The organism is Streptococcus parasuis, assembly GCF_021654455.1.
In the GTDB taxonomy this organism is placed as follows: domain Bacteria; phylum Bacillota; class Bacilli; order Lactobacillales; family Streptococcaceae; genus Streptococcus; species Streptococcus parasuis.
On the sequence record NZ_AP024276.1, the window covers coordinates 687,442 to 711,044 of the forward strand.

Sequence of the window (23,603 nt, forward strand, 5' to 3'; positions counted from 1 at the left end):
CCAAATTACATAGTAATCCCATTATACCACACTCCTATCATTTTCAAAAGGGGAAGTTTATGCTAAAATGATGAAAAGGAGTTGCTATGACAATTTACAGTAAAATTATTGAAAAAATTCAAGAAAACGATACAATCATCATTCATCGCCACAAACGTCCGGATCCGGATGCCATTGGTAGTCAAGTTGGCTTGCAGAAACTCTTGCAGAAGAATTTTCCTGAAAAAACCATCAAGGTAACCGGTTTTGAGGAACCAAATCTTGCTTGGATGTCAGGAATGGACGTAGTTGCAGACCAAGACTATCAAGGAGCCTTGGTTATCGTGACAGACACTGCCAATACAGCGCGTGTGGATGACGACCGCTATGTTCAAGGAGATTTCTTGATTAAAATCGATCATCACCCCAACGAAGAGCCTTATGGCGACCTGCTCTGGGTCAATACGGAAGCCAGTTCATGCAGTGAAATGATTGCGGAACTGGCCATCCAGAGCCAACTGGAACTAGATGGAGAGATTGCTCGTCTACTCTATGCAGGAATTGTGGGCGATACAGGCCGCTTTCTCTATCCAGCAACCAGCTCGCGCACCTTTGAGATTGTCGCTCGTCTCCGCCAAGAAGATTTTGACTTTGCAAGGATGTCTCGCCAGATGGATACCATTGATTTCAAGATTGCCAAGTTGACAGGTTACGTCTACGACAACTTGGAAGTGGATGAACATGGTGCGGCACGTGTCGTTTTGACACAGGATATTCTCGAAAAATATGGCGTGACCGATGCGGACACTTCCTTTATCGTAGGTGCACCAGGACGGATTGGAATCGTTCAATCTTGGGGGATTTTTGTGGAACAAACTGACGGAAATTACAGAGTCCGTTTGCGCAGTAAGTATCTTCCAATCAACGAGATTGCCAAACGCCACGATGGCGGTGGCCACCCACTAGCAAGTGGTGCTAACTCTTATTCACTCTCCGAAAATGAGCAAATATACCAAGAAATCCAAGAGGTAGTGAGGAATGCAAGCAAGTAGTCGTTCCCTTCGGCTTATGGGCACTGTCATTGAAACCAGAATATGGCATCCTCAGGCAGAACCAATTTTGGATCAGGTAGAAGAGCTTCTCTATCTCTATAAGGATCGGTTTTCTGCTAATGATTTGACTTCTGAATTGATGGAGGTCAACCTCAATGCTGGTGTTCAGGCGGTTCCTGTTGCCGATGACCTGTATGAATTGATTAAATTGGGCAAAGAACACAGTCTGGCTCAGGGATCTTTTTTGAATATTACCATTGGTCCCCTTGTGCAAAGCTGGCGGATTGGATTTAGCGATGCCAAACTTCCAACTCAAGAAATGATCAGTGAAAAACTCCAACTCATCAATCCAAGGGACATTGAGTTAGATGACCAAATGCGAACAGTCTATTTGAGAAAAGAAGGCATGGCGATTGATCTAGGTGCTCTTGCTAAAGGATATGTAGCAGATAAGATTGTCGACTTCTTGAAAAGAATAGGTGTGGAAGCTGGATTGATTAACCTGGGTGGCAATGTCCTGACCTTTGGTCAAGCTCCTCACAATGCGGATGGCTATTGGCGAATTGGTATACAGGATCCTCAGAAACTACGTGGTGAAAATGCCCTCGTCCTCAAAATAGGAGAAGAATCGGTAGTCACCTCTGGTATTTACGAAAGAACCCTTACCGTGAATGGAAAGACCTATCATCATATTTTGAGTCCTGAGACTGGCTATCCAATCGAGTCGCAGCTGGCAAGTTTGACCATTGTGTCCAAACAATCTGTTGATGGTGAGATTTGGACGACTCGACTGTTTGGTCAAGAAATAACTCGGATTTATAAGATGGTAGAAGAAACGGATGGTATCGAAGCGGTTCTGATTGGGCTGGATGGCAGGATTCTAGTGACCTCAGGGCTTTCTGAGAAAGTTCTTGCTGGTAAAGAAAGGATTTCTGATAGCTTGGGCAGTCCTTCAAGAGGGGGATTTGGAGCAAGGGTCACATCTGATGTAGCTTCGGGTGCATCAGCACTTTAGTTTTTGAAATGGTTTTTGGGAGTTTTTGAAATTTCCTAAAATAGTTAAAAATTGGTTTAAAAGACTTGCCAGAAGGAAAAACTTTTGGTAAAATTAAATGGTTATAATCTATGGCTCGAAAAAGAGACCATGGCAGAAAGGAATTTTTATAATGAAAAAAGATATCCATCCAGAATATCGCACTGTTGTCTTCATGGACACAACTACTGGCTACAAGTTCCTTAGCGGTTCAACTAAGAAATCTAACGAAACAGTTGAATTCGAAGGTGAAACTTACCCATTGATCCGTGTGGAAATTTCATCAGACTCACACCCATTCTATACTGGACGTCAAAAGTTCACTCAAGCAGATGGACGTGTGGATCGTTTCAACAAAAAATACGGTCTCAAATAAAAAAACAGTCCTTAACGGACTGTTTTTTCACGAGCTTGAAAACAAAAGAGCGAGTTATGGTCCAGTGGACCATTTTTTCTTTGACTCTAGAAATTGGAGAGGGCTATTTTCGTGCGTGATTGCCAAAATGATTGCCATTGGTTTACATACTCATGAATTGGGCAAACTTTTCAGCCGTTTTTTCTTTTGTGTTTTCGTTTTATGGATGTATTACTGTTTAAAGTAGTGGTTGTTCCGTCAATTGGTTTATTATGCCTTGATGAGATTGAACTAGTTTGAACTTTTACGATTTTGGCTATACATTGCAACTTTTGATTTCAATGACCAGTCTTTTTTTGCTATAATGGAAAGAGTTAGTATTTGAGTTGAAAGTATGAGGTCATTCATGAATAACAGAGGAACAATTGATAGTCGAATAGATTATTCACTTATTCTACTCGTCTTTTTTTTACTAGTTGTAGGTATACTCTCATTGTATATCGCAGTTAGTCAGGATTATCCTGATATTGTACTTCAGATGGTTGGGCAACAGGTTGCATGGATAGGAATTGGAGTTGTTGCCGCCTTCTTCGTCATGTTTTTTTCTACCAAGTTCTTATGGCAAATTACACCGTTTCTATATGTTTTTGGTTTAGGATTGATGGTTCTTCCATTATTTTTCTACAGTCCGGATTTAGTTGCTTCAACAGGTGCTAAGAACTGGGTTACGATTGGAGATACAACGCTGTTTCAACCTTCTGAATTTGTGAAAATCTCATACATCATCATGTTGGCAAGAGTGATTGTTACATTTCACCAGTACCATGAAGAACAGTCCATAAAGAATGATTTCAAATTAATAGGATATTTGACACTCTTTACCATTCCTGTTTTGGCATTATTGGCCTTACAAAGTGATTTAGGTACATCCTTGGTTTTCATTGCTATTTTTTGCGGAATGGTTCTTTTATCAGGAGTATCGTGGAAAATATTGTTGCCCATTAGCCTTGTTGCTTTCGTTTTGGTGACTGGCTTTATGTTGATTTTTATTTCACCTGGTGGAACAACTCTTTTGCATAATTTGGGAATGGACACCTATCAAATCAACCGGATTTCCGCTTGGTTGGATCCCTTTAAAAATGCTCAAACTACGACCTATCAACAGGCACAAAGTCTCATTGCGATTGGAAGTGGTGGTTTAAAAGGGATTGGATTTAATCAGACTAATTTACTCATCCCAGTTCGTGAAAGTGATATGATTTTTACTGTTATCGCTGAGGATTTTGGTTTTATAGGTAGTAGTGTATTGATTGGTCTATATTTATTGTTAATTTATAGAATGTTACGGGTTACCTTGAAATCGAACAACAAATACTATACCTACATATCTACAGGCTATATCATGATGCTTTTGTTCCACGTTTTTGAGAATATTGGTGCAGCAACTGGATTATTGCCTTTGACAGGTATTCCTTTACCTTTTATTTCACAAGGTGGATCATCAATGGTAGCCAACTTAATTGGTATAGGATTGATTTTGTCCATGGGTTACCAGTATCATTTGTCGAATGAAAGAGACAATGATCATTCACGTAAATTTAAAAAAATCACGATCAAACGTGTAGAAAGATAGGTTTCATATGGTAAAAGTTGCAGTAATGTTGGCACCGGGTTTTGAAGAAATCGAGGCTTTGGCACCTGTTGATATTTTTCGTAGGGCTGGATTTGACTGTCATATGATAGGATTGCTGGATCGAACGGTTGAAGGTTCTCATGGAATTCGTGTGGAAGCTGATACAAGGTTTTCGGGACAATTAACTTCCTATGATCTTGTTGTATTGCCGGGGGGGATGCCAGGTGCTACAAACCTTCGTGATCATAGTGAATTGATTGCGGACTTACAGGCTGTTGTTGACACTGGTAAAGTTGTTGCTGCTATCTGTGCTGCTCCTATTGTGTTGGACAGAGCTGGCTTATTGGAGAACAGAAATTACACGTGCTATCCAGGTATGGAACAGGATATTCAATCAGGGAATCATATTGAAGAAGTAGTTGTAGTTGATGGTCCAATCGTTACAAGTCGTGGGGCAGGAACCAGTCTGGAATTTGCTTATACGTTGGTAGATATGTTTGGCAATGATGGGCATGAATTAGCTAAGAAGATGGTTTATCGCCGTAATTAAGTAGAATGGGAAAGGTAGAATGAGAGTCATCTACCTTTCTTTTTTACTGTTAAATTAGTAAAAAATATGCTATAATGAAAGGTATTCACTAGAATGTTTTTAATAGCGATAAAGGAAGAAAAATGACAGAAGAAATCAAAGATTTACAAGAAAAAGCTCAAGAGTATGATGCCAGTCAAATCCAAGTTCTAGAAGGTCTGGAAGCTGTTCGTATGCGTCCAGGGATGTATATTGGTTCTACATCTAAAGAAGGTCTACATCATTTGGTGTGGGAAATTGTCGATAACTCGATTGACGAGGCGTTAGCGGGATTTGCGAACAAAATTGAAGTTTTCATTGAGCCAGATAATTCTATTACCGTTATTGATAATGGACGCGGTATTCCTGTTGATATTCAGGAAAAAACGGGTCGTCCAGCTGTTGAGACTGTCTTCACAGTGCTCCATGCCGGAGGTAAGTTTGGCGGAGGTGGCTACAAGGTATCTGGTGGTTTGCACGGCGTTGGTTCTTCTGTTGTAAATGCCTTGTCTACTCAATTGGATGTACGAGTCTATAAAAATGGTCAAGTTTATTACCAAGAATACCGAAGAGGTGAAGTTGTTGCAGATTTGAAAGTAATAGGTGATACAGACCGTTCTGGTACAACTGTTCATTTCACACCAGACCCTGAGATTTTTACTGAAACAACTGAATTTGAATTTGCTAAATTAAACAAGCGGATTCAAGAACTTGCATTTCTAAACCGTGGTTTAAATCTTTCAATTACTGACAAACGGGAGGGCTTGGAACAAACCAAGGAATACCATTATGAAGGCGGGATTGCCTCTTATGTTGAATACCTCAATGAAAATAAAGATGTGATTTTTGAGACACCAATTTACACTGAGGGTGAGATGGAGGATATTACTGTTGAGGTTGCTATGCAATATACAACAAGTTACCATGAAAATGTCATCAGTTTCGCCAATAATATCCATACTCATGAAGGCGGTACTCACGAACAAGGTTTCCGTACAGCATTGACTCGTGTCATCAATGATTACGCTAAAAAGAATAAAATCCTAAAGGAAAATGAAGACAATCTAACTGGTGAAGATGTTCGAGAAGGTTTGACAGCAGTCATTTCTGTTAAGCATCCTGCACCGCAATTTGAAGGACAAACAAAGACAAAACTTGGAAATAGCGAAGTTGTAAAAATAACAAATCGCCTCTTTTCTGATGCTTTTGCAGAGTTTCTGTTGGAAAATCCACAGATTGCTCGACGGATTGTTGAGAAAGGGATTCTGGCAAGCAAGGCTCGTATTGCAGCCAAGCGTGCGCGTGAAGTCACTCGCAAGAAGTCAGGTCTTGAGATTTCCAACCTTCCCGGTAAGTTAGCTGATTGTTCATCGAATGATGCAACAAAGACAGAGTTGTTTATCGTTGAGGGGGATTCAGCTGGCGGATCAGCAAAATCTGGACGTAATCGTGAGTTTCAGGCAATCTTGCCAATTCGTGGTAAAATCTTGAACGTTGAAAAAGCGAGTATGGATAAGATTTTGGCTAATGAAGAAATCCGTAGCTTATTTACTGCTATGGGGACTGGGTTTGGAGCGGATTTTGATGTTACCAAGGCTCGTTACCAAAAATTAGTCATCATGACGGATGCCGATGTGGATGGTGCTCATATTCGTACTCTCCTTTTGACTTTATTCTACCGCTACATGCGTCCGATTGTTGAAGCAGGATATGTCTACATTGCACAACCACCTATCTATGGTGTTAAGGTTGGAAGCGATATTAAAGAGTATATTCAACCAGGTGTCAATCAAGAGCAGGAATTACAAGACGCTTTAGAGAGACATAGTACAGGACGCTCTAAGCCAACTATTCAGCGTTATAAAGGTTTGGGAGAGATGGATGATCATCAATTATGGGAGACAACCATGAATCCAGAAAACCGTTTAATGGCGCGTGTTTCAGTTGATGATGCTGCAGAAGCTGACAAGATATTTGATATGCTGATGGGGGATAAGGTTGAACCTCGTCGAGAGTTTATCGAAGAAAATGCCGTGTATTCAACACTAGATGTGTAAAAATGAAAAAAATAGTGCAATCGCTAGTAAGATATGGTATAATTAAGCGATATTTACTCGTAATCATTATGAAACTAAGGAGATTTACATGCCTACTGGAACAATCATTTTAATCATTTCGATTGTTATTATTTTAATCATTGCCTATGTAGCCTGTCTGATTGTTCGCAAACGTAATGATAACCTTTTGGTTGCATTAGAAGAGCGCAAGGAAGATTTATTTAATCTGCCAGTGAATCAGGAAGTGGAGGCCGTTAAGGCACTTCATTTGATTGGTCAAAGCCAAGTTACATTCCGTGAGTGGAATCAAAAATGGGTGGATTTATCACTCAATTCATTTGCTGATATTGAAAATCATATTTTTGAAGCTGAAGGTTTTAACAATTCTTTCCGATTCATTAGCGCAAAAAATGCAATTGATAGTATTGAAAGCCAGATTAATTTGGTTGAGGAAGATATTGAAGCTATTCGCCACGGACTGGTTGAGTTAAAAGAACAAGAGGAGAAAAATTCTGGTCGCGTGAAACATGCATTGAATCTCTTCGATAGTTTACAGGAAACAGTTCGAGATAATGCTGATAGTTTTGGTGAAACCTTGCCAGAATTAGAGAAACTGTTGAAGAATATTGAAGTCGAATTCTCTGAGTTTGTCATGTTAAATTCATCTGGTGACCCAATCGAGGCGTCTGAAATTCTTGATAAGACGGAAGAACATATGATTGCCCTGAATCAAATTATGGATCGTATTCCTAATTTGATTGAAAAGGTTGAAAAATCATTCCCAGATCAATTAGATGATTTGGAAACTGGGTATCGCAAGTTAGTGGAACAAAACTACCTGTTTACTGATAGTGATGTTGAGTCCCAATTCCAGAATATTCGTGTCTCTATTCGTGAAAATACAGCATTGGTTGTATCTTTTGATTTGGATGCAGCTGAAGTTGAAAATGAAGAGATTCAAGCTAAACTGGATAACCTTTATCAATTGTTCACTCGTGAAATCGAAGCTCATAAAGCAGTTGTGAAGATTAGTAATACCTTGCCAAAATTCTTGGCGCATGTCACAGAAAATACTGCGAAACTTGACGAAGAAGCTTCTCGTTTAAATGCAAGTTATTTGTTGGCAGAAAGTAAATTGTCTCGTATTAATCAATTGAAAAAACGTTTGGAGTCCATTGAAATAGTTGTGACTGAAAGTGTTGATGAGATTGAGACTCCACAAGTTGCTTATTCAATTGTAAAAGAGCGTCTAGAACATGCTTTATCAACATTGAAAGAAATCGAAGAAGAGCAATTGGTACTTGCAGAGTATCTGAAGTCACAAGAAATTTCAGAAAATGCAGCGCGTAAAAAAGCTACACTTTATATCAATAAGCTTCATACCTTGAAACGCTACATGGAAAAACGCAATATGCCAGGCATTCCTGGTGAGTTCTTAGCAAGTTTCTTCAGAACAAGCGATCATGTTGAGGCATTGATTTCTGAATTGGACTATAAACGAATTAACATCGAAGTGGTTAACCGTTTATTAGAAAATGCTACTTACGATATGAATCAACTGGAAGAGTTAGCTTATTTAATTGTACAAAATGCAACTTTGACAGAGCAACTCTTACAATATTCTAACCGTTACCGTTCATTCGATGAGAATGTTCAAAAAGCTTTTAATCGTTCTTTAGCTATTTTTGAAAAAGAGTTTGATTATCAAGCCTCTTTTGAAGAAATTTCATTTGCATTGGAGACAGTTGAGCCTGGTGTAACAGAACGTTTCGTTCGTTCATATGAAAAAACTCGCGAAGCCATTCGCTATTAAACAAAGACGAAAAGACCAGTATATCGCATTAGGAAAAGCGATGTACTGGTCTTTTTTGTAAGTCCTATTGGTAATTGATGACTTCTTCTCTAGAAATAGAGTATTCTTCTAATAAGGATTCGAGCTGATCAAAGCCTAATCTGAAGTGGGCCAGTTTATGACCATCAGATCCAATTGAGTAGCGCTGGCATCCCAATTGTTGAACCAGAGAAAGTGCATAACGGTAAAGGTCTTCGTGATGGTAGAGGTAGATACTCTTTGCATTTAATTCAAATGCAAGATTATTTTCGATCATTTTTTGAAAAATACGAATTAACTGTGGTTCATATTTCTGTAAATCCTTGACGGATAAGTCGAAGAGACGAAATCCATAGTCAAAATGGGCAAGAACATCAGCCTCAACGCGTCCGATAGCGTATTCTAGTCGATCTAAGTAGTCACTTATGATGGTATGCATATCCATGTCAGCTACTTCATCGTCTAAGTAGTCATTTACTCCATTATGGTGGACGGAGAGTAGTTTTAGATCAAACTCTTTATCAGCCAGATAAGAAAGAATATCTGCTTCGCGTGGCTGGAAGTAGCCAATTTCAATTCCTTTTTTGATGCGGTTATTGTATTGTTTGTTTAGCTCAGCTATTTCTTTAGAATAGGCTTCATAGTCGGGTACATCGTCCTGTTTGCTGTAAGGGTTGGATAAGTCAAAATGTTCTGTTGTCACAATTTCGCCATCGTACTGATCCAAATAATCTTTAAAATCTGTTTCTGAGTCATAGGAATGATGAGTGTGCAAATGGTTATCTCGCATGGCAAACCTCCTTTTTTCTATTGTAACAGAAGCTGGAATCTTGAGCAAGACTTACTTTAAAGGCGAAGGTTAGGATTATCATAAAAAATTCTGATAATTCTTGCAATTTCTTAAAAATTTGGTAAAATAGTACAAAATAGAAAATCGAAGATAGAAACAATCCCAAATCACTTGCAGAGAGTATCTAGTTGCTGAAAGGATACAATGATTAGGGCACACATTCTTGAGTGCAGTTGTGAACGGTTGAAAGACTCAATAGCAATTGACGTCTGCTCACGTTACGAGCTGAAGTCTTAGACTTCCTGAGGGATATGTGGCGACATATATCTGAATGAAGGTGGAACCACGTGCAAACGTCCTGATACAAGGACTTCGCATGTGGTTTTTTGATTTTGGAGGATAAAATGGAACTAAAAGGACTGAGAAAAATTGAACCTTACATAGCTGGAAAACAGCCAAAGGTAGAAAATATGATTAAGCTTAATACAAATGAAAATGCCTATGGTCCAAGTCCAGCTGTTATAGATGCATTGGCGAAATTTGAAGGAAAACACCTCCGGCGCTACTCTAGCTTAGATCAGGCTGAGTTGCGTCAGGCACTTGCGCATCAGCATGGGTTGGATCCGGAGCAGTTTGTGATAGGAAATGGTTCAGATGATATTCTTTCCATGGCTTTCCTTGCTTTTTTTCAAACTGAATCACCTGTGTTATTTCCAGATCTAACCTATGGGTTCTATAAGGTATGGGCTCAACTCTATGGTGTTCCTTATGAGGAGGTTCCTTTGAGAAATGATTTTAGTTGGCATGTAGCTGACTATCAGAGGGAATGTGGAGGTATTATTCTAACCAATCCAAATGCACCGACAGGGCGTTTTCAGACCTTAGATGAGATTGAGGCTGTATTGAAAGCCAACTCACAAGTAGTGGTTATAGTTGATGAAGCCTACGTCAATTTTGGTGGACAGTCAGCATTGGGGCTTCTTGATAAATATCCGAATTTATTTATTACTCGTACATTTTCTAAAGATGCTTCTCTAGCAGGATTGCGAGTTGGATACGGTGTAGGCTCTAAGCAACTCATAAGTGTGATTCAAGCTGTTCGCAATTCGATCAATCCCTATAATGTTGATGCAATTTCAGAAACACTTGCACTTGCAGCAGTGGAAGATTGGTCATATTATCAAGAATCTTGCCAAGCCATTATGGAAACACGTGATTGGTTTGCAAATGAATTAGGTGGCTTAAACTTCGATGTCTTACCTTCATCAACAAATTTTCTTTTAGTCAAACCCTCGTTGGTTAAGGCGGAGGAGCTGTTTGCCTATTTAGAAAAAGAAAATATTTATATACGCTATTTTCCTTCCCAGGAACGAATTCAGGATTGGCTTCGTATTTCCATTGGAACGCAGAAGGAAATGGAAACTGTCCTATTAAAAATAAAGGAATATTGTCATGAACAAACGAACATTGCCACAGGGCTTACATGATAAACTGTTTAAACGGGCCAAAGCAACTTATGAAATTGAAAGAACTGTTAGTGATCTCTTAATGGAACGAGGATTTCATCGGATTGAGACACCAACATTGGAACATTTTGAAGTATTTTCTGATCAAGTAAATAGAGATAATTACCATTTATTTGATAAAGAAGGTCAATTACTTAGCCTACGCCCAGATATTACCAGTCAAATTGCCAGAGTAATTGCCTCAACACGGGTGCACACACCAATTAAATTTTCATACTCTGGCAAGGTTTTTCAAAGTCAGGAGTTGATGCGGGGGTTGGAAAATGAGCGAACCCAGGCTGGTATCGAAATTATTGGCTTTCCTGCTCAAGTAGCATATCAGGATGCCATTTCTAGTGCGAAGGAAGCTCTTGATAAGCTTGGATTAAAGGGATATAAATTTGAGTTTTCTCATGCGGCAATTTTAAGGACCATCTTCGATCATCTTGAATTGACTGGTGAACTTGCAAATGAACTCTCCCTCCATATTCGAGATAAAAATATCACTAAGTTGAATGAATTTACCAAGCGACACCCTAGTGAATTTGATGGCTTTATTCGCAGGCTTCCTTATTTATTTGGAGTGAGTGGGACGGTCTTGAGACAAGCTCGGGAAGTAGTGACTAATTCTCAATTACTCAAGGCCTTTGATCAATTAGAAGAATTGATTGCCTTCATTGAGAAAGACTTAGGTATCGTAACTGTAGATTTAGCGCAACTGCCAACTGTTCCATACTATACCGGTATGATGTTTAAGGTTTTTGATCAGCAGGTACCGGATGCCTTCTTATCTGGAGGGCGATATGATAAATTATTTGAGCGATTTGGTGCTCAGAAACTGACAGCGGTTGGATGGGCTTTAGAGATTGATGCGGTTTATCAAGCAATCCGTAAGAATATTGATTATGAAGGAGGCCAGTAAGATGGTGGAACAAGTAACCATTGCTCTAACCAAAGGGCGGATTGAGAAAGAAACGCTTGCTTTACTTGAAAAAGCTGGATTTGATATGTCCTTTATGATGGAAAAAGGGAGAAACTTGATTTTTGAAAGTCCAGATGGGCAGTTTCGATTTTTATTGGTCAAGGCTCCTGATGTTACGACCTATGTTCGACATGGAGTTGCAGATTTAGGGATTGTTGGCAAGGATGTGCTGATTGAGCACCCAACTGGTTTTCTTGAAATGCTGGATTTAAATTTTGGACTTTGTAAATTTTCAGTAGCTTCCATTCCTACATACAATCCAAGTGACCATAAGCGCAAGCGTATTGCGACCAAATATCCAACTGTTGCCATGGAACATTTTAATAAAAAAGGTGAAGATGTTGAAATCATTTCTATACAAGGCAGTGTGGAAATTGCTCCAGTATTAGGGTTGGCAGATGCTATTGTGGATATTGTGGAAACTGGAAATACCTTAGTTGCTAATGGTCTTGTAGTTTTCGAAGATATTTGTCGCATTTCGACAAGATTGATTGTCAATAAGGCGAGTATAAAGAACAAACCCCAAATTCGAGAGTTTATTGAAAAATTAGAATCGATTGTTGGAAATGAGGAGGTACCCTTTACATGAAACGATTAAGTGGAAAAAGTCAAGAAATTGCACAGCTTCTCTATGAAGAACAGATTGCACTAAATGCAGAAACTGTATCTGTTGAAGAAGTTGTTAAAGACATCATGGCCGATGTTGCTCAAAATGGTGATGAGGCTCTTAGACGTTACAATCAACAGTTTGATGGTATTCATGTGGAACAACTGGCTGTTTCTGATGAGATGATTGATGAAGCCTTTGCGGCTATTGATCCGCAAATCTTTTCTGCCTTACAAAAAGCGAAGGCGAATATTGAATCCTACCATCTGCAACAGGTTGAAAGGGGATTTGAAGATCAACCATCAACTGGTGTTATCCGTGGTCAGTTGATTCGTCCATTGGAGAGGGTTGGAGTCTACGTCCCAGGTGGTACTGCTGCCTATCCTTCATCTGTCTTAATGAATGTTGTTCCAGCTAAAATTGCTGGTGTTTCAGAAATTGTAATGATTACTCCTCCACAGGAAACCTATCATCCAGCTATATTGGTTGCAGCAAAACTAGCTGGTGTAGACAAGATTTATCAGGTGGGTGGGGCTCATGGCATTGCTGCTCTTGCATATGGAACGGAGTCTATTCCCAAGGTAGATAAGATAACCGGTCCGGGCAATATTTATGTAGCAACGGCAAAAAAACTAGTTTATGGTTTGGTTGGAATTGATATGATAGCTGGACCATCCGAAATTGGGGTGATTGCGGATGAAACAGCTAACCCTGTCTATGTTGCTGCGGATTTATTATCACAAGCTGAACATGATAAGTTGGCACGAGCTATTTTAGTGACTAATTCGGCCAAACTGGCTCAAGAAGTAGAACAAGAAATTGAACGGCAGCTTGAATCACTACCTAGAAAGGAAATTGCAGCAGCATCAATTGCTGATAATGGACGGATTATCCTCACAGAAACAGTAGATGAAATGTTTGAGCTGATGAATTTGGTTGCTCCAGAACATTTGGAAATTGCAATGGAAAATGCCTATGAATATCTTCCATTTGTCAAACATGCAGGCTCTATCTTTTTAGGACATTTTACTAGCGAGCCTATTGGAGATTATTTTGCAGGGACCAATCACGTCCTTCCTACATCTGGAACCAGCCGTTTTTATTCAGCATTGGGAGTTCATGATTTTATCAAGCGTATTCAGTATACACAATATAGTAAGGAAGCTGTACAAGCAGCCAGTCAGGCCATTACAACCTTGGCATATTCAGAAGGTTTGGCTGCTCATGCACGTGCAATTGAGGTGAGAAATGAAGAAAGTTAAAGGATTATTGGTCATGGATGTGGATAGCACCTTGATCATGGAAGAAGGAATTGATTTATTAGGCGAGGAAGCAGGGGTAGGCGAACAGGTTGCAAGTATTACCGAGCGTGCCATGCGGGGAGAGTTAGATTTTGAAGAAGCACTTCGGGAACGTGTTGCCCTGTTAAAAGGCTTGCCAGAAACAGTTCTGGATACTATCTTAGGACGTATTCATTTCACACCTGGGGCAGAAGAACTGGTAGCAGAGTTGCATAAGCGAGGTTATAAGGTTGCAGTTGTTTCAGGCGGCTTCCATCAAACGGTGGATATTCTAGCGGAGCGACTCAATCTCGATTATGTTAAAGCTAACCACTTGGAAATTATCAATGGTAAATTAACAGGTCGTGTTCTTGGTGAAATTGTGACTAAGGATGTAAAAAAAACTCAGTTGAAAGCTTGGGCTTTAGACAATGACTTAGAACTGAAGGATACGGTTGCCATGGGAGACGGAGCCAATGACCTACCTATGATTCAGGTGGCGGGTATTGGAATTGCTTTTTGTGCTAAACCAATTGTTGAACAAGCCGCTCCTTACCGTATCACAGAGAAAAATTTGTATAAGGCGATTGAAATTATTGATGAGGTAACTGCATGAGACAAGCATGTATTGAACGTAACACTTTTGAAACAAAAATCAAGTTGACGGTAAATCTGGATCAGCAAGAACCTGTTGAGATTGCAACAGGTGTAGGTTTTTTTGACCATATGCTGACGCTTTTCGCCCGTCATAGTCGCATTTCACTCCTTGTTACTGTAGATGGAGATACTTGGGTGGATAGTCACCATACTGTTGAGGATGTGGGAATTGTTTTAGGACAAGCTATAAGAGAAGCCTTAGGTAAAAAAGAAGGCATCAACCGCTATGGAACTAGCTTTGTACCCATGGATGAAACGCTTGGAATGGCTAGTCTTGATCTTTCTGGTCGTTCTTACCTGGTTTTTGATGCTCATTTTGACAATCCAAAATTAGGAGATTTTGATACTGAATTAGTGGAAGAATTCTTTCAAGCGTTGGCCTTCAATCTACAAATGAATCTCCACTTAAAAATATTACATGGAAAGAATAGTCATCACAAATCAGAAAGTTTATTCAAGGCTACTGGTCGTGCTTTACGAGAAGCAATCACGATAAACCCTGAGATTCAAGGGGTTAACTCAACAAAAGGGATCTTGTAAGATGATGATTGTAATTGATTATGATGCTGGAAATACTGCAAATGTATTGCGAGCTTTAAAGAGTATTGGGGTAGAAGCAGTATTGTCTGCAAATCCAGAGAAAATTCGGAAGGCCCAAGGATTAATATTGCCTGGAGTAGGAGCCTTTCCTTCTGCAATGGCGGAGTTGGAAAAACGCCAACTCATCCCAGCCATTAAGGAGGCTGTAGCTGGTGGAACACCACTCTTGGGAATTTGTCTCGGGATGCAGTTGCTTCTTGAAGAAGGATTGGAACACCAGCCAACTCAAGGTTTAGGACTGATTCCTGGAACGTGTCGGCCAATCCTACCAGAGGCTGGATATCCTGTCCCCCACATGGGATGGAATGTTTTGCAAACGAGACAACAGAATCCACTCACTAGTGATTTAGATGGAAAATCTGTCTATTTTGTCCATAGTTATTTTACAGATATTCCCAATAAATATTTGGATGTAACGGCCTCTTATAGCCAAGAAATTCCAGCTATGATATCCAAAGAAAAAGTGTATGGTGCGCAATTTCACCCTGAAAAATCAGGTGAGATTGGCCTAGGTATTTTGCGGAATTTTGCTCAAGTTTGTCAACTAGAAAGTAGAGGTGGGATATGAAGATTTATCCAGCCATAGATATAAGAGAAGGTCGCGCTGTTCGTCTGTTCAAAGGAGACTTTCGTCAAGAGACAGTTGTTAATCCAGATGTGATTGGACAAGCTAAACTATTCAAAGAAGCTGGTATTGATTTTATCCATGTTGTGGATTTGGATGGAGCTTTGGAAGGGCGGGCTGCCAACCGTGATTTAATTGCTCAGTTAAAACAGGAGACCGATTTGAACATACAAGTTGGTGGGGGAATTCGCACCATTGAGCAGATTGCGGACTATTTGGAAGTTGGTATTGATCGTGTGATTATTGGTTCTATGGCTGTCAAAAATCCTTCTTTTGTGCAAGAGGCACTAGCTCAGTTTGGCAGTGATAGAATCGTTGTAGGGATTGATGCAAAATTTGGTCGTGTCGCAACGGAAGGGTGGCTTGAAACCAGTGATGTAGACTTTGTTCAGCTTGCTTTAGAAATGGAAAAAATTGGTGTCCGCTTATTTGTTTATACAGATGTAGATCGCGATGGAACGCTAGCAGGTCCCAACTTTGCTCATTACAAAGAGTTAATTGCAAAACTCACAAGTGCTAAAGTAATTGCTTCTGGTGGTATTCATGCTCTCAGTGATTTGGAACAATTAAAAGCAATTGGTGTTTACGGTACGATCGTAGGCAAGGCTTATTATAGTGGAAGAATTAGCCTTGCTGAACTGGTTGAAGTGGAGGAATAATATGTTAGCGAAACGCATTATTCCTTGCCTTGATGTCAAAGACGGCCGAGTGGTTAAAGGCGTTAATTTTGTCAATTTAACTGATGTGGGGGATCCTGTTGATGCTGCCAAAGCCTATTATGAAGCTGGTTGTGATGAACTAGTTTTCCTTGATATTACGGCAACCCATGAAGAACGAGATACGACTGTTGATATGGTACGCCGAGTTGCAGAGCAGGTTTTTATTCCTTTTACAGTTGGTGGAGGTATTCGGTCGGTCGAAGATATGAATAAGATGCTAAAGGCTGGTGCCGACAAGGTTTCTGTAAATTCATCAGCTGTTGCAAATCCACAACTCATTGCGGACTGTGCAGAAAAGTTTGGTAATCAATGTGTAGTGGTGGCAATAGATGCAAAAAAAGTAGAGGATGGTTCCTGGCATGTCTTTGTAGCAGGTGGTAGAAAAGATACAGGTATTGACCTACTTGACTGGGCCAAAAAGGTAGTTTCCCTTGGTGCTGGTGAAATCCTTTTAACCAGCATGGATAAGGATGGCACCAAGTCTGGTTTTGATATCGAAATGCTCAATGCTGTGGCTAATGTAGTGACGGTTCCGATCATTGCTTCAGGTGGTGCGGGCAATAGCCAACATATCTTAGAGGTTTTTGAACAAACTCCTGCTACTGGAGCGTTGGCTGCTTCTATATTTCACTATGGTGAAGTGAGCATTGCTGATACTAAGCAGGCTATGCGACAAAGTGGAATAGAGGTAAGAGTGTGATGGTACAGTTAAATTTTGAAAAGCAGGGGGGACTGATACCTGTGATTGTTACAGACTACCAAACAGGTCAGGTCCTCATGCTCGCTTACATGAATCAAGATGCCTATGAAAAAACACTAAGTACCAGGCAAATGCACTACTGGAGTCGTTCTCGCCAGGAGCTTTGGCATAAAGGCGCAACGAGTGGACATTTTCAAGAGGTAGTCTCCATAAAAACGGATTGTGACAATGATACTCTCCTGGTATCCGTTCGACAAACAGTTGCTGCCTGCCACACAGGTGCATACAGTTGTTTCTTTAATGATATTTTGTAAGGAAAGGAAAAAAGATGCTCAATACCCTATATCAAGAAGCTCTAGATCGTAAAACCAACCCCAGAGAGGGTTCTTATACCAATTACCTTTATACCAAAGGCTTGGATAAAATCTTGAAAAAAGTCGGAGAAGAATCGACAGAAGTTGTACTCGCTGCAAAAAATGCAGATAAAGATGAAATTTCTCAAGAAGTTGCTGATTTGCTCTACCATTTAGCAGTACTTTTAGTGGAAACAGAAGTATCACCTCAAGATGTAGAAGCTGTATTAATTGAACGTCAAGGAAAAATAAGTAAAACAACCGACAGAAAAGAAATCAGCAATTACTAGTGAATTTAGGGGAGCTAATTTAGGGGAACTAATCGAAAGAAATTAATATCTTTGATTTCCGTTACTTCCAGTTAACCAATATGTTTAAGTTAGGCTAGGGTAGGGTAGTAAATCTTTGACTTACACTCTTCGAAAATCAAAATTATCCGTTGACAAGAGCCTTGATGAGTGGAGTGGGAAAGACATTGACCAGGTCAAAAAGAGTTCCTCTCACTTCCAAATATGTAGGTTCGGGCTTCTGTGGTCACCTTCTAATTTTACGGTGACCAGCTGGAACAGTTCACTAAACAAGCCTCACTTTTCTTTTTTAGCTCGGGTTAAAACAGTCACTTCCCTGACTGTTTTAATCCACTCCACTGGACTATTTTGACACAAACTTCGCTTGTTTTATTTCCTACCGCTAATAATCTCCCAGATTGTAAGTGCAATCAGATATGTTGACACGAACTCTGAGAAGTGGCTCTGGGTTTGAGCCCAGCCTTAGCCTGTTATAGTCGAATGAGAAAGTAACAGAGTAATATCTTCGGTTTCATGTCCCGAAGACAGTTCGCAATATTTCCAGACTTCAACTGTCTACCAGATAGTTGAAACTAGGCTATTTTCGATTTTCATAGAATTAGATAGTTGATGGAAATAAAAATCAGATGTTCATTGTTATGAGCATCTGATTTTTTTGGCTGAAAAAATTTCTCGAGTATAATATCGAAAAATCAATCTCTGATTGAAATTACTTTTCAAATTCTGCTTTGCTTTTAACATCGCCGTATTCTTCAGCAACTTCTTTACTGAGAATGTCTGCGTAGCTTGCAAGTGGGATGTCTTGACCATATTTTTTACGGAGAGCTGTTGTGACTAACCGATACGCTAAGTTGGCATTGCGAGACAAGATGGGACCATGGAAGTAGCTACCAAAGGTATTTTTGTAATGCATACCCTCTCCTCCATCTTCCTTGTTGTTCCCATTACCATAGACAACATTACCTAGCGGTTTCTGATTATCAGCCAAGAAAGTTCGACCTTGGTGATTTTCAAATCCATAGTAGGTCTCATTAAATTCATCATTATGAATTTTGATATCCCCAATATAGCGATTATTAGTCTGGTTGAGTGTATAATGACCTAAAATGCCTAAACCGTCAATTTTACGTCCACCTGCTTCAATATAATATTGACCGAGTAATTGGAATCCTCCACATATGGCTAGCATGACACCATCGTTTTCGATGAAGTCTGCCAGGCTGTCTTTTTTAGTTGGTAAATCTTTTGCAAGAATAGATTGTTCATAGTCCTGTCCACCGCCGAAAAAGGCGATGTCGTAGAAATCCTTGTCAAATTCATCTGTCAGGGAAACGATGTCCACCTGAACTCGCGCCCCCAGCTTTTCAGCAACATATTTGAGCATAAGAATATTGCCATTATCACCATAGGTATTCATCAAGTCGCCGTAAAGGTGAGCGATATGGAGATCGTATTGATAGTCTTTATCAGGGCTTTTTAAAGAGGTATAGACCATTATTTCATCTCCTTTCCAACGGCTTGACGCTGAGCGAGTAGGTCACGAAATTCCAACATAGCTGTATATGTAGCCAATATATAGGCGTGTTGGCTACTAGATTGCTCTATTAAGCTCACGATGTCTTCCAGTTTAGGTGTTTCAGCAATCTGGTTTTCAGGAAAACCAGTCACACGTAGGCGACGGGCAATCTCTGATGAACGAACCCCACCAGCAAACACTTGTGGAATGTCCATTTGGGTTATTTGCTCAAAGTCTGCATCCCAAATCCAGCTGGTATCAATACCGTCAGCGTAGTTGGCGTTAAGTAGGACTGACAAACTAAAGTCATATGGGGCCAATTTCATCATTTCAATGGCTTGAGTTGCACCTACTGGATTTTTGATAAGGACAAGTGTGCAATCCTTATCTCCTAACTTAAAGGTTTCTTGGCGACCAAACACTGCCTTAGATTTATCAAAACCGGCCTTGATTTTTTCCGGTGCAACACCGAAAAATTCAGCGACACTGACTGCTGCAAGAGCATTATAAATATTGTATAAACCACCGATATTGATTTTATAGTCTTGACCATCAATCACGAACGTAGAAGAAGTATTGGTAATTTCCTTTAACTCAGTCAACTTGTAGTCCAGCTCAGGTCTGCTAAAGCCACAGTTGGTACAAATATAGTTTCCTAAGTTAGCATAGGTATTGAGCTTGTACTGGATAATCTGGTGGCAATGTGGGCAAAGAACGCCTTCAGTATTGTAATGGGCCAGTCGTGGCTCATGCTCTTCCGTTGCAAAACCGTAGTATTTAACTGGATTGATAACAGAAGTTGAATTGAAGAGCGGGCTATCACCATTTGCCAATATAGTTGCTTGAGGAGCCTTGGCTGCCCCGTCCAAAATCATCTGATAGGTTGTATAAATTTCACCGTAGCGATCCATTTGATCACGGAAGATATTGGTAAAAACGATTAAGCTTGGTTTAATAAAGTCTGTAACACGTGCAAGGCTGGCTTCGTCAATTTCCAAGACAGCAATTTTTTTGCCATTCTTATTTTTCTTAGCTGACAAAAAAGTGGCTGTAATCCCGGTAATCATATTGGCACCACTTGTGTTGGTTGTGATTTCTCCAAATGCTTCTTGGAGAATTCCAACTGTTAATGCGGTTGTCAACGTCTTGCCATTTGTTCCAGTAATGACGACAACTTCATAATCCTTAGCTAAACTATCTAAAATATGTTTATCGAATTTGAGGGCAATTTTGCCAGGAAGGGTCGTTCCACGTCCAAGTTTTTTTAAGATAAATTGACTGGATTTCCCTGCTGCAATCCCTAGTAATGTATTTATTTTCATGGGACTATTTTAACATAAAATATACTGTTTATCTATTATGGAACTATGAGATACTTCACAATGATATGTCACTTTTTTTATCAGTTAAAGAGAGCTCGGTCTCATATTTGTGACTAATTTGTGATATAATAGAAACACTACTGTGTTATACTTTAGAAAGTGTGAGGTATACATGATAAACTTAAACCAATTATTTGATTCAGGCTATTGGTCAAGTTTGATAGCAAGTCCATGGACTGCTCTTCTTCACCTAATAGATATTAGTATTGTTGCTTATTTGATTTATAATTTTAGTAAGGCCATCGCTGGAACTAAGATTATGACCCTCATTCGAGGAGTATTTCTTTTTATTATTGCTCAAATCGTAGCAAGTATTTTTGGCTTACAAACGATAGCTTGGTTGATTAACCAAGTTATCACTTATGGTGTCATTGCAGCGGTTGTTATCTTTGCTCCTGAATTTCGAGCTATGTTGGAAAAGCTTGGGCGAACAACTCAGATTTTTACGACAAATACCGTCAGTGCGGAAGAAAAATTAATAGTTGCCTTTCTTAAGTCGGTAGCTTACATGTCCCCACGGAAAATCGGAGCCTTAGTGGCGGTTGAGCAAGCGCAAACCTTGCAGGAGTATCGTTCTACCGGAATTCCATTAAATGCAGATGTGTCCAGGGAATTGTTAATTAATATTTTTATTCCCAATACACCTTTGCATGATGGGGCAGTTATCGTTAAGGAGGACAAAATCGCAGTAGCTTGTGCCTATTTGCCTCTGTCTGAAAGTGCAGGGATATCTAAGGAATTTGGGACGCGACACCGCGCTGCGATTGGATTATCGGAAGTGTCAGACGCCTTTGTCTTTATTGTTTCAGAGGAAACGGGCAGTATCTCTATTGCACATAATGGCATTTTCAAACATGATCTGACCTTAGAAGAGTTTGAAGCAGAGTTACGGGCTACTTTTATTCGAGAACCTGATGTCAAACAATCTGTATGGAAACGATTGAGGGGAGGCAAGAATGAATAAAAAGTTTAGAACAGTTGGCCATCTCGCCCTATCTATTTTTTTAGCCCTCTTACTCTTTTTCTATGCTACGACAACCAATTATAAAAATTCAGAGTCATCTGCGAGTAATACCGAATCAGAAACCTATGTTCATACTTTAAGTGGCGTCCCAATTGACATTGAATACGACACGAATAAGTATTTTATATCTGGTTTCTCCTCAACTGTAGCTGTCGAGTTACGAGGATCCAACCGTGTACTTCTACAACGAGAATCTGATGAATCGACTCGCACTTTTCAAGTTATTGCAGATTTAAGAGAGCTTACGGATGGCACGCAAACAGTTAAATTACAATTAGCTAATCTACCAGCGGGTGTCAGTGCCACCTTGGCACCAGATGCTATTACTGTTAAAATCGGGAAAAAAGTTAGTCAGAGTTTAGCCGTTGAAGGGGTCATTTATAGCAATCAATTGGCAAGTGGATATAGTGTGTCTAAAGTTACTATGGATGTCAGCTCTGTAAAGGTGACTACTGATGAAGAAACCATGGCAAAAATTGATCATGTGGAAGCAGTTGCGGTTGATATTAGTAATTTAGACTCAAATTATAGTGGTACAGCCAAGCTACAGGCAGTTGATAGTGATGGAAATGTCTTGCCAGTGGTTTTATCTGAAACAGAAGCAAATATGCAAGTCGTTGTTACACAAACAAAATAAGGAATGAATAAAAATGGGTAAATATTTTGGTACGGACGGTGTCCGTGGAGAAGCAAACGTAGAATTGACGCCAGAATTGGCATTTAAACTAGGTCGTTTTGGTGGCTATGTCCTTAGTCAACATGAAACGGATGTACCTCGAGTTTTCGTGGCGCGTGACACGCGTATTTCAGGACAAATGCTTGAGTCTGCTTTGGTTGCAGGTCTTTTATCAGTAGGTATTCATGTATATAAACTTGGTGTGCTCGCAACACCTGGTGTTGCCCACTTAGTCAAAGCAGAAAAAGCTAGCGCAGGGGTTATGATTTCTGCAAGCCACAATCCAGCACAGGATAATGGAATTAAGTTCTTTGCTGGTGATGGTTTCAAATTAGATGATGCATTGGAAGCAGAGATAGAAGCTCTTCTTGATGCGGAAGAAGATACATTACCTCGTCCATCTGCCCAAGGTTTGGGAGATGTAGTGGAGTATCCAGAAGGTCTACGCAAGTATCAACAATTTTTAGTGTCAACTGGTACTGAATTAGAAGGTATGAAAGTTGCTTTGGATACAGCTAACGGTGCAGCGGCAACATCTGCTCGCCAAATTTTTGCAGACCTAGGTGCAGATTTGACGGTTATGGCTGAAAATCCAGACGGTTTGAATATCAATGAGGGCGTTGGTTCTACGCATCCTGAAAAATTGCAAGAATTAGTTAAGGAAACAGGTAGTCAAATCGGTCTTGCTTTTGATGGTGATAGCGATCGCTTGATTGCTGTAGACGAAAATGGTGATTTAGTAGATGGCGATCGCATCATGTATATCATTGGTAAATACCTTGCTGATCGTGGTCTATTGGCTAAAAATACAATTGTGACCACAGTTATGTCCAATCTCGGATTCCATAAGGCCTTGGATCGCGAAGGAATAGAAAAAGCTGTGACAGCAGTTGGAGACCGTTATGTGGTTGAGGAAATGCGCAAAGAAGGTTACAATATTGGTGGTGAACAATCTGGTCACGTAATTCTTATGGATTATAACACCACAGGTGATGGCCAATTGACCGCTGTGCAACTGACTAAAATCATGAAAGAAACAGGTAAAACCTTGTCAGAATTGGCAGCAGAAGTTACGATTTATCCACAAAAATTAGTCAATATTCGTGTTGAAAACAGCATGAAGGATAAATCTATGGAGGTTCCTGCTATTGCAGCTATCATTGAAAAGATGGAGGCAGAGATGGCAGGGAATGGTCGTATTTTAGTTCGTCCAAGTGGGACTGAGCCACTATTGCGTGTTATGGCGGAAGCCCCAACAGATGCAGAGGTTGACTATTATGTAGATACAATCGCAGATGTGGTTCGTGCTGAAATCGGTTTAGATTAAAAGAGTAAACAGAGACTGGAAGAATTTCCAGCCTCTTTTGTGAG

The 23,603-nt window shown here is 39.9% G+C and carries 24 protein-coding genes; 21 read left to right on the forward strand and 3 right to left on the reverse strand.

From position 1 onward, the window contains the following. The first annotated feature begins 86 nt into the window (after nt 1–86). The 7 genes from L6410_RS03460 to ezrA all read left to right on the forward strand — a co-directional run bounded on the left by L6410_RS03460 (nt 87) and on the right by ezrA (nt 8,490). Nucleotides 87–1,031: a DHH family phosphoesterase gene (locus L6410_RS03460; RefSeq protein ID WP_237396080.1), complete on the forward strand. Its 945-nt coding sequence runs from the start codon at nt 87–89 to the stop codon at nt 1,029–1,031. Next, nucleotides 1,018–2,046, forward strand: coding sequence for an FAD:protein FMN transferase (locus L6410_RS03465; protein WP_237396083.1), 1,029 nt, complete (start codon nt 1,018–1,020; stop codon nt 2,044–2,046). The genes L6410_RS03460 and L6410_RS03465 overlap by 14 nt, the downstream gene beginning before the upstream one ends. A 151-nt stretch (nt 2,047–2,197) precedes the next feature. Beyond that, nucleotides 2,198–2,440, forward strand: a complete 243-nt coding sequence (locus L6410_RS03470) for a type B 50S ribosomal protein L31 (RefSeq protein ID WP_012027466.1) — start codon at nt 2,198–2,200, stop codon at nt 2,438–2,440. 373 nt (nt 2,441–2,813) lie between these two features. Beyond that, complete coding sequence (locus L6410_RS03475) at nt 2,814–4,052, forward strand: FtsW/RodA/SpoVE family cell cycle protein (RefSeq protein WP_237396085.1); 1,239 nt, start codon at nt 2,814–2,816, stop codon at nt 4,050–4,052. A gap of 7 nt (nt 4,053–4,059) precedes the next feature. Then, nucleotides 4,060–4,602 carry a DJ-1 family glyoxalase III gene (locus tag L6410_RS03480; protein WP_024396308.1) on the forward strand — a complete coding sequence of 181 codons (543 nt, stop codon included), beginning with the start codon at nt 4,060–4,062 and terminating at the stop codon, nt 4,600–4,602. A gap of 122 nt (nt 4,603–4,724) precedes the next feature. Further along, nucleotides 4,725–6,677 carry a DNA topoisomerase (ATP-hydrolyzing) subunit B gene (gene gyrB, locus L6410_RS03485; RefSeq protein ID WP_160864571.1) on the forward strand — a complete coding sequence of 651 codons (1,953 nt, stop codon included), beginning with the start codon at nt 4,725–4,727 and terminating at the stop codon, nt 6,675–6,677. A gap of 88 nt (nt 6,678–6,765) precedes the next feature. Next, nucleotides 6,766–8,490, forward strand: a complete 1,725-nt coding sequence (ezrA, locus tag L6410_RS03490; protein ID WP_172075853.1) for a septation ring formation regulator EzrA — start codon at nt 6,766–6,768, stop codon at nt 8,488–8,490. 64 nt (nt 8,491–8,554) lie between these two features. Here ezrA and L6410_RS03495 read toward each other — a convergent pair whose 3' ends face one another. After that, the gene (locus L6410_RS03495) at nt 8,555–9,298 is read right to left on the reverse strand and encodes a PHP domain-containing protein (protein ID WP_237396088.1); all 744 of its coding nucleotides are present in this window, start codon (nt 9,296–9,298) and stop codon (nt 8,555–8,557) included. Nucleotides 9,299–9,702: 404 nt separating this feature from the next. Between L6410_RS03495 and hisC the strand changes: the two genes are divergently transcribed. Genes hisC through hisE form a run of 11 tightly spaced genes read left to right on the forward strand, consistent with a single transcriptional unit; the run spans nt 9,703 to nt 17,616 of the window. Further along, nucleotides 9,703–10,785 (forward strand): histidinol-phosphate transaminase, encoded by a 1,083-nt coding sequence (hisC, locus tag L6410_RS03500; RefSeq protein ID WP_172055701.1) that lies wholly within the window; start codon nt 9,703–9,705, stop codon nt 10,783–10,785. Beyond that, entirely contained in the window at nt 10,751–11,725 is a 975-nt protein-coding gene (locus L6410_RS03505; RefSeq protein WP_024404924.1) for an ATP phosphoribosyltransferase regulatory subunit, read from the forward strand. The genes hisC and L6410_RS03505 overlap by 35 nt, the downstream gene beginning before the upstream one ends. A 1-nt stretch (nt 11,726) precedes the next feature. After that, the gene (gene hisG / locus L6410_RS03510; RefSeq protein WP_160864567.1) at nt 11,727–12,374 is read left to right on the forward strand and encodes an ATP phosphoribosyltransferase; all 648 of its coding nucleotides are present in this window, start codon (nt 11,727–11,729) and stop codon (nt 12,372–12,374) included. Further along, entirely contained in the window at nt 12,371–13,654 is a 1,284-nt protein-coding gene (gene hisD, locus L6410_RS03515; RefSeq protein WP_237396090.1) for a histidinol dehydrogenase, read from the forward strand. Before hisG ends, hisD begins: the two co-directional genes overlap by 4 nt. Next, on the forward strand, nt 13,641–14,288 hold the full coding sequence (gene serB, locus L6410_RS03520) for a phosphoserine phosphatase SerB (protein WP_024396300.1): 648 nt from the start codon (nt 13,641–13,643) through the stop codon (nt 14,286–14,288). Before hisD ends, serB begins: the two co-directional genes overlap by 14 nt. After that, nucleotides 14,285–14,869 carry an imidazoleglycerol-phosphate dehydratase HisB gene (hisB, locus tag L6410_RS03525; RefSeq protein WP_237396099.1) on the forward strand — a complete coding sequence of 195 codons (585 nt, stop codon included), beginning with the start codon at nt 14,285–14,287 and terminating at the stop codon, nt 14,867–14,869. The genes serB and hisB overlap by 4 nt, the downstream gene beginning before the upstream one ends. Nucleotide 14,870: 1 nt before the next feature. Then, nucleotides 14,871–15,497, forward strand: a complete 627-nt coding sequence (gene hisH, locus L6410_RS03530; RefSeq protein ID WP_172016723.1) for an imidazole glycerol phosphate synthase subunit HisH — start codon at nt 14,871–14,873, stop codon at nt 15,495–15,497. Then, entirely contained in the window at nt 15,494–16,213 is a 720-nt protein-coding gene (hisA, locus tag L6410_RS03535; RefSeq protein WP_237396101.1) for a 1-(5-phosphoribosyl)-5-[(5-phosphoribosylamino)methylideneamino]imidazole-4-carboxamide isomerase, read from the forward strand. The genes hisH and hisA overlap by 4 nt, the downstream gene beginning before the upstream one ends. Nucleotide 16,214: 1 nt before the next feature. Next, nucleotides 16,215–16,973, forward strand: a complete 759-nt coding sequence (gene hisF, locus L6410_RS03540; protein WP_024392398.1) for an imidazole glycerol phosphate synthase subunit HisF — start codon at nt 16,215–16,217, stop codon at nt 16,971–16,973. Next, nucleotides 16,973–17,287 (forward strand): phosphoribosyl-AMP cyclohydrolase, encoded by a 315-nt coding sequence (gene hisI / locus L6410_RS03545; protein WP_160864561.1) that lies wholly within the window; start codon nt 16,973–16,975, stop codon nt 17,285–17,287. Before hisF ends, hisI begins: the two co-directional genes overlap by 1 nt. Before the next feature lie 14 nt (nt 17,288–17,301). Next, complete coding sequence (gene hisE, locus L6410_RS03550; protein ID WP_160864560.1) at nt 17,302–17,616, forward strand: phosphoribosyl-ATP diphosphatase; 315 nt, start codon at nt 17,302–17,304, stop codon at nt 17,614–17,616. 727 nt (nt 17,617–18,343) lie between these two features. Here the strand turns inward: hisE and gatD are convergent. Next, a complete protein-coding gene (gene gatD / locus L6410_RS03555) occupies nt 18,344–19,129 on the reverse strand; it encodes a lipid II isoglutaminyl synthase subunit GatD (protein ID WP_024392402.1) in 786 nt (261 codons plus the stop codon). After that, complete coding sequence (gene murT, locus L6410_RS03560; RefSeq protein WP_024396295.1) at nt 19,129–20,472, reverse strand: lipid II isoglutaminyl synthase subunit MurT; 1,344 nt, start codon at nt 20,470–20,472, stop codon at nt 19,129–19,131. Before murT ends, gatD begins: the two co-directional genes overlap by 1 nt. Nucleotides 20,473–20,644: 172 nt before the next feature. Between murT and cdaA the strand changes: the two genes are divergently transcribed. From cdaA to glmM, 3 genes are read left to right on the forward strand one after another with little or no spacing between them, the layout of a single operon-like run. Beyond that, a complete protein-coding gene (gene cdaA / locus L6410_RS03565; RefSeq protein ID WP_160864559.1) occupies nt 20,645–21,496 on the forward strand; it encodes a diadenylate cyclase CdaA in 852 nt (283 codons plus the stop codon). Next, nucleotides 21,489–22,193, forward strand: a complete 705-nt coding sequence (locus L6410_RS03570; protein ID WP_024396293.1) for a CdaR family protein — start codon at nt 21,489–21,491, stop codon at nt 22,191–22,193. Before cdaA ends, L6410_RS03570 begins: the two co-directional genes overlap by 8 nt. Before the next feature lie 13 nt (nt 22,194–22,206). After that, entirely contained in the window at nt 22,207–23,559 is a 1,353-nt protein-coding gene (gene glmM / locus L6410_RS03575) for a phosphoglucosamine mutase (RefSeq protein WP_024392406.1), read from the forward strand. The last annotated feature ends 44 nt before the right edge of the window (nt 23,560–23,603 follow it).

Bases quoted from the DNA above. Each gene is read 5' to 3' on its own strand.
- L6410_RS03460 (WP_237396080.1), top strand. From the start codon at position 87: ATGACAATTTACAGTAAAATTATTGAAAAAATTCAAGAAAACGATACA.
- L6410_RS03465 (WP_237396083.1), top strand. From the start codon at position 1,018: ATGCAAGCAAGTAGTCGTTCCCTTCGGCTTATGGGCACTGTCATTGAA.
- L6410_RS03470 (WP_012027466.1), top strand. From the start codon at position 2,198: ATGAAAAAAGATATCCATCCAGAATATCGCACTGTTGTCTTCATGGAC.
- L6410_RS03475 (WP_237396085.1), top strand. From the start codon at position 2,814: ATGAGGTCATTCATGAATAACAGAGGAACAATTGATAGTCGAATAGAT.
- L6410_RS03480 (WP_024396308.1), top strand. From the start codon at position 4,060: ATGGTAAAAGTTGCAGTAATGTTGGCACCGGGTTTTGAAGAAATCGAG.
- gyrB (WP_160864571.1), top strand. From the start codon at position 4,725: ATGACAGAAGAAATCAAAGATTTACAAGAAAAAGCTCAAGAGTATGAT.
- ezrA (WP_172075853.1), top strand. From the start codon at position 6,766: ATGCCTACTGGAACAATCATTTTAATCATTTCGATTGTTATTATTTTA.
- L6410_RS03495 (WP_237396088.1), bottom strand. From the start codon at position 9,298: ATGCGAGATAACCATTTGCACACTCATCATTCCTATGACTCAGAAACA.
- hisC (WP_172055701.1), top strand. From the start codon at position 9,703: ATGGAACTAAAAGGACTGAGAAAAATTGAACCTTACATAGCTGGAAAA.
- L6410_RS03505 (WP_024404924.1), top strand. From the start codon at position 10,751: ATGAACAAACGAACATTGCCACAGGGCTTACATGATAAACTGTTTAAA.
- hisG (WP_160864567.1), top strand. From the start codon at position 11,727: ATGGTGGAACAAGTAACCATTGCTCTAACCAAAGGGCGGATTGAGAAA.
- hisD (WP_237396090.1), top strand. From the start codon at position 12,371: ATGAAACGATTAAGTGGAAAAAGTCAAGAAATTGCACAGCTTCTCTAT.
- serB (WP_024396300.1), top strand. From the start codon at position 13,641: ATGAAGAAAGTTAAAGGATTATTGGTCATGGATGTGGATAGCACCTTG.
- hisB (WP_237396099.1), top strand. From the start codon at position 14,285: ATGAGACAAGCATGTATTGAACGTAACACTTTTGAAACAAAAATCAAG.
- hisH (WP_172016723.1), top strand. From the start codon at position 14,871: ATGATGATTGTAATTGATTATGATGCTGGAAATACTGCAAATGTATTG.
- hisA (WP_237396101.1), top strand. From the start codon at position 15,494: ATGAAGATTTATCCAGCCATAGATATAAGAGAAGGTCGCGCTGTTCGT.
- hisF (WP_024392398.1), top strand. From the start codon at position 16,215: ATGTTAGCGAAACGCATTATTCCTTGCCTTGATGTCAAAGACGGCCGA.
- hisI (WP_160864561.1), top strand. From the start codon at position 16,973: ATGGTACAGTTAAATTTTGAAAAGCAGGGGGGACTGATACCTGTGATT.
- hisE (WP_160864560.1), top strand. From the start codon at position 17,302: ATGCTCAATACCCTATATCAAGAAGCTCTAGATCGTAAAACCAACCCC.
- gatD (WP_024392402.1), bottom strand. From the start codon at position 19,129: ATGGTCTATACCTCTTTAAAAAGCCCTGATAAAGACTATCAATACGAT.
- murT (WP_024396295.1), bottom strand. From the start codon at position 20,472: ATGAAAATAAATACATTACTAGGGATTGCAGCAGGGAAATCCAGTCAA.
- cdaA (WP_160864559.1), top strand. From the start codon at position 20,645: ATGATAAACTTAAACCAATTATTTGATTCAGGCTATTGGTCAAGTTTG.
- L6410_RS03570 (WP_024396293.1), top strand. From the start codon at position 21,489: ATGAATAAAAAGTTTAGAACAGTTGGCCATCTCGCCCTATCTATTTTT.
- glmM (WP_024392406.1), top strand. From the start codon at position 22,207: ATGGGTAAATATTTTGGTACGGACGGTGTCCGTGGAGAAGCAAACGTA.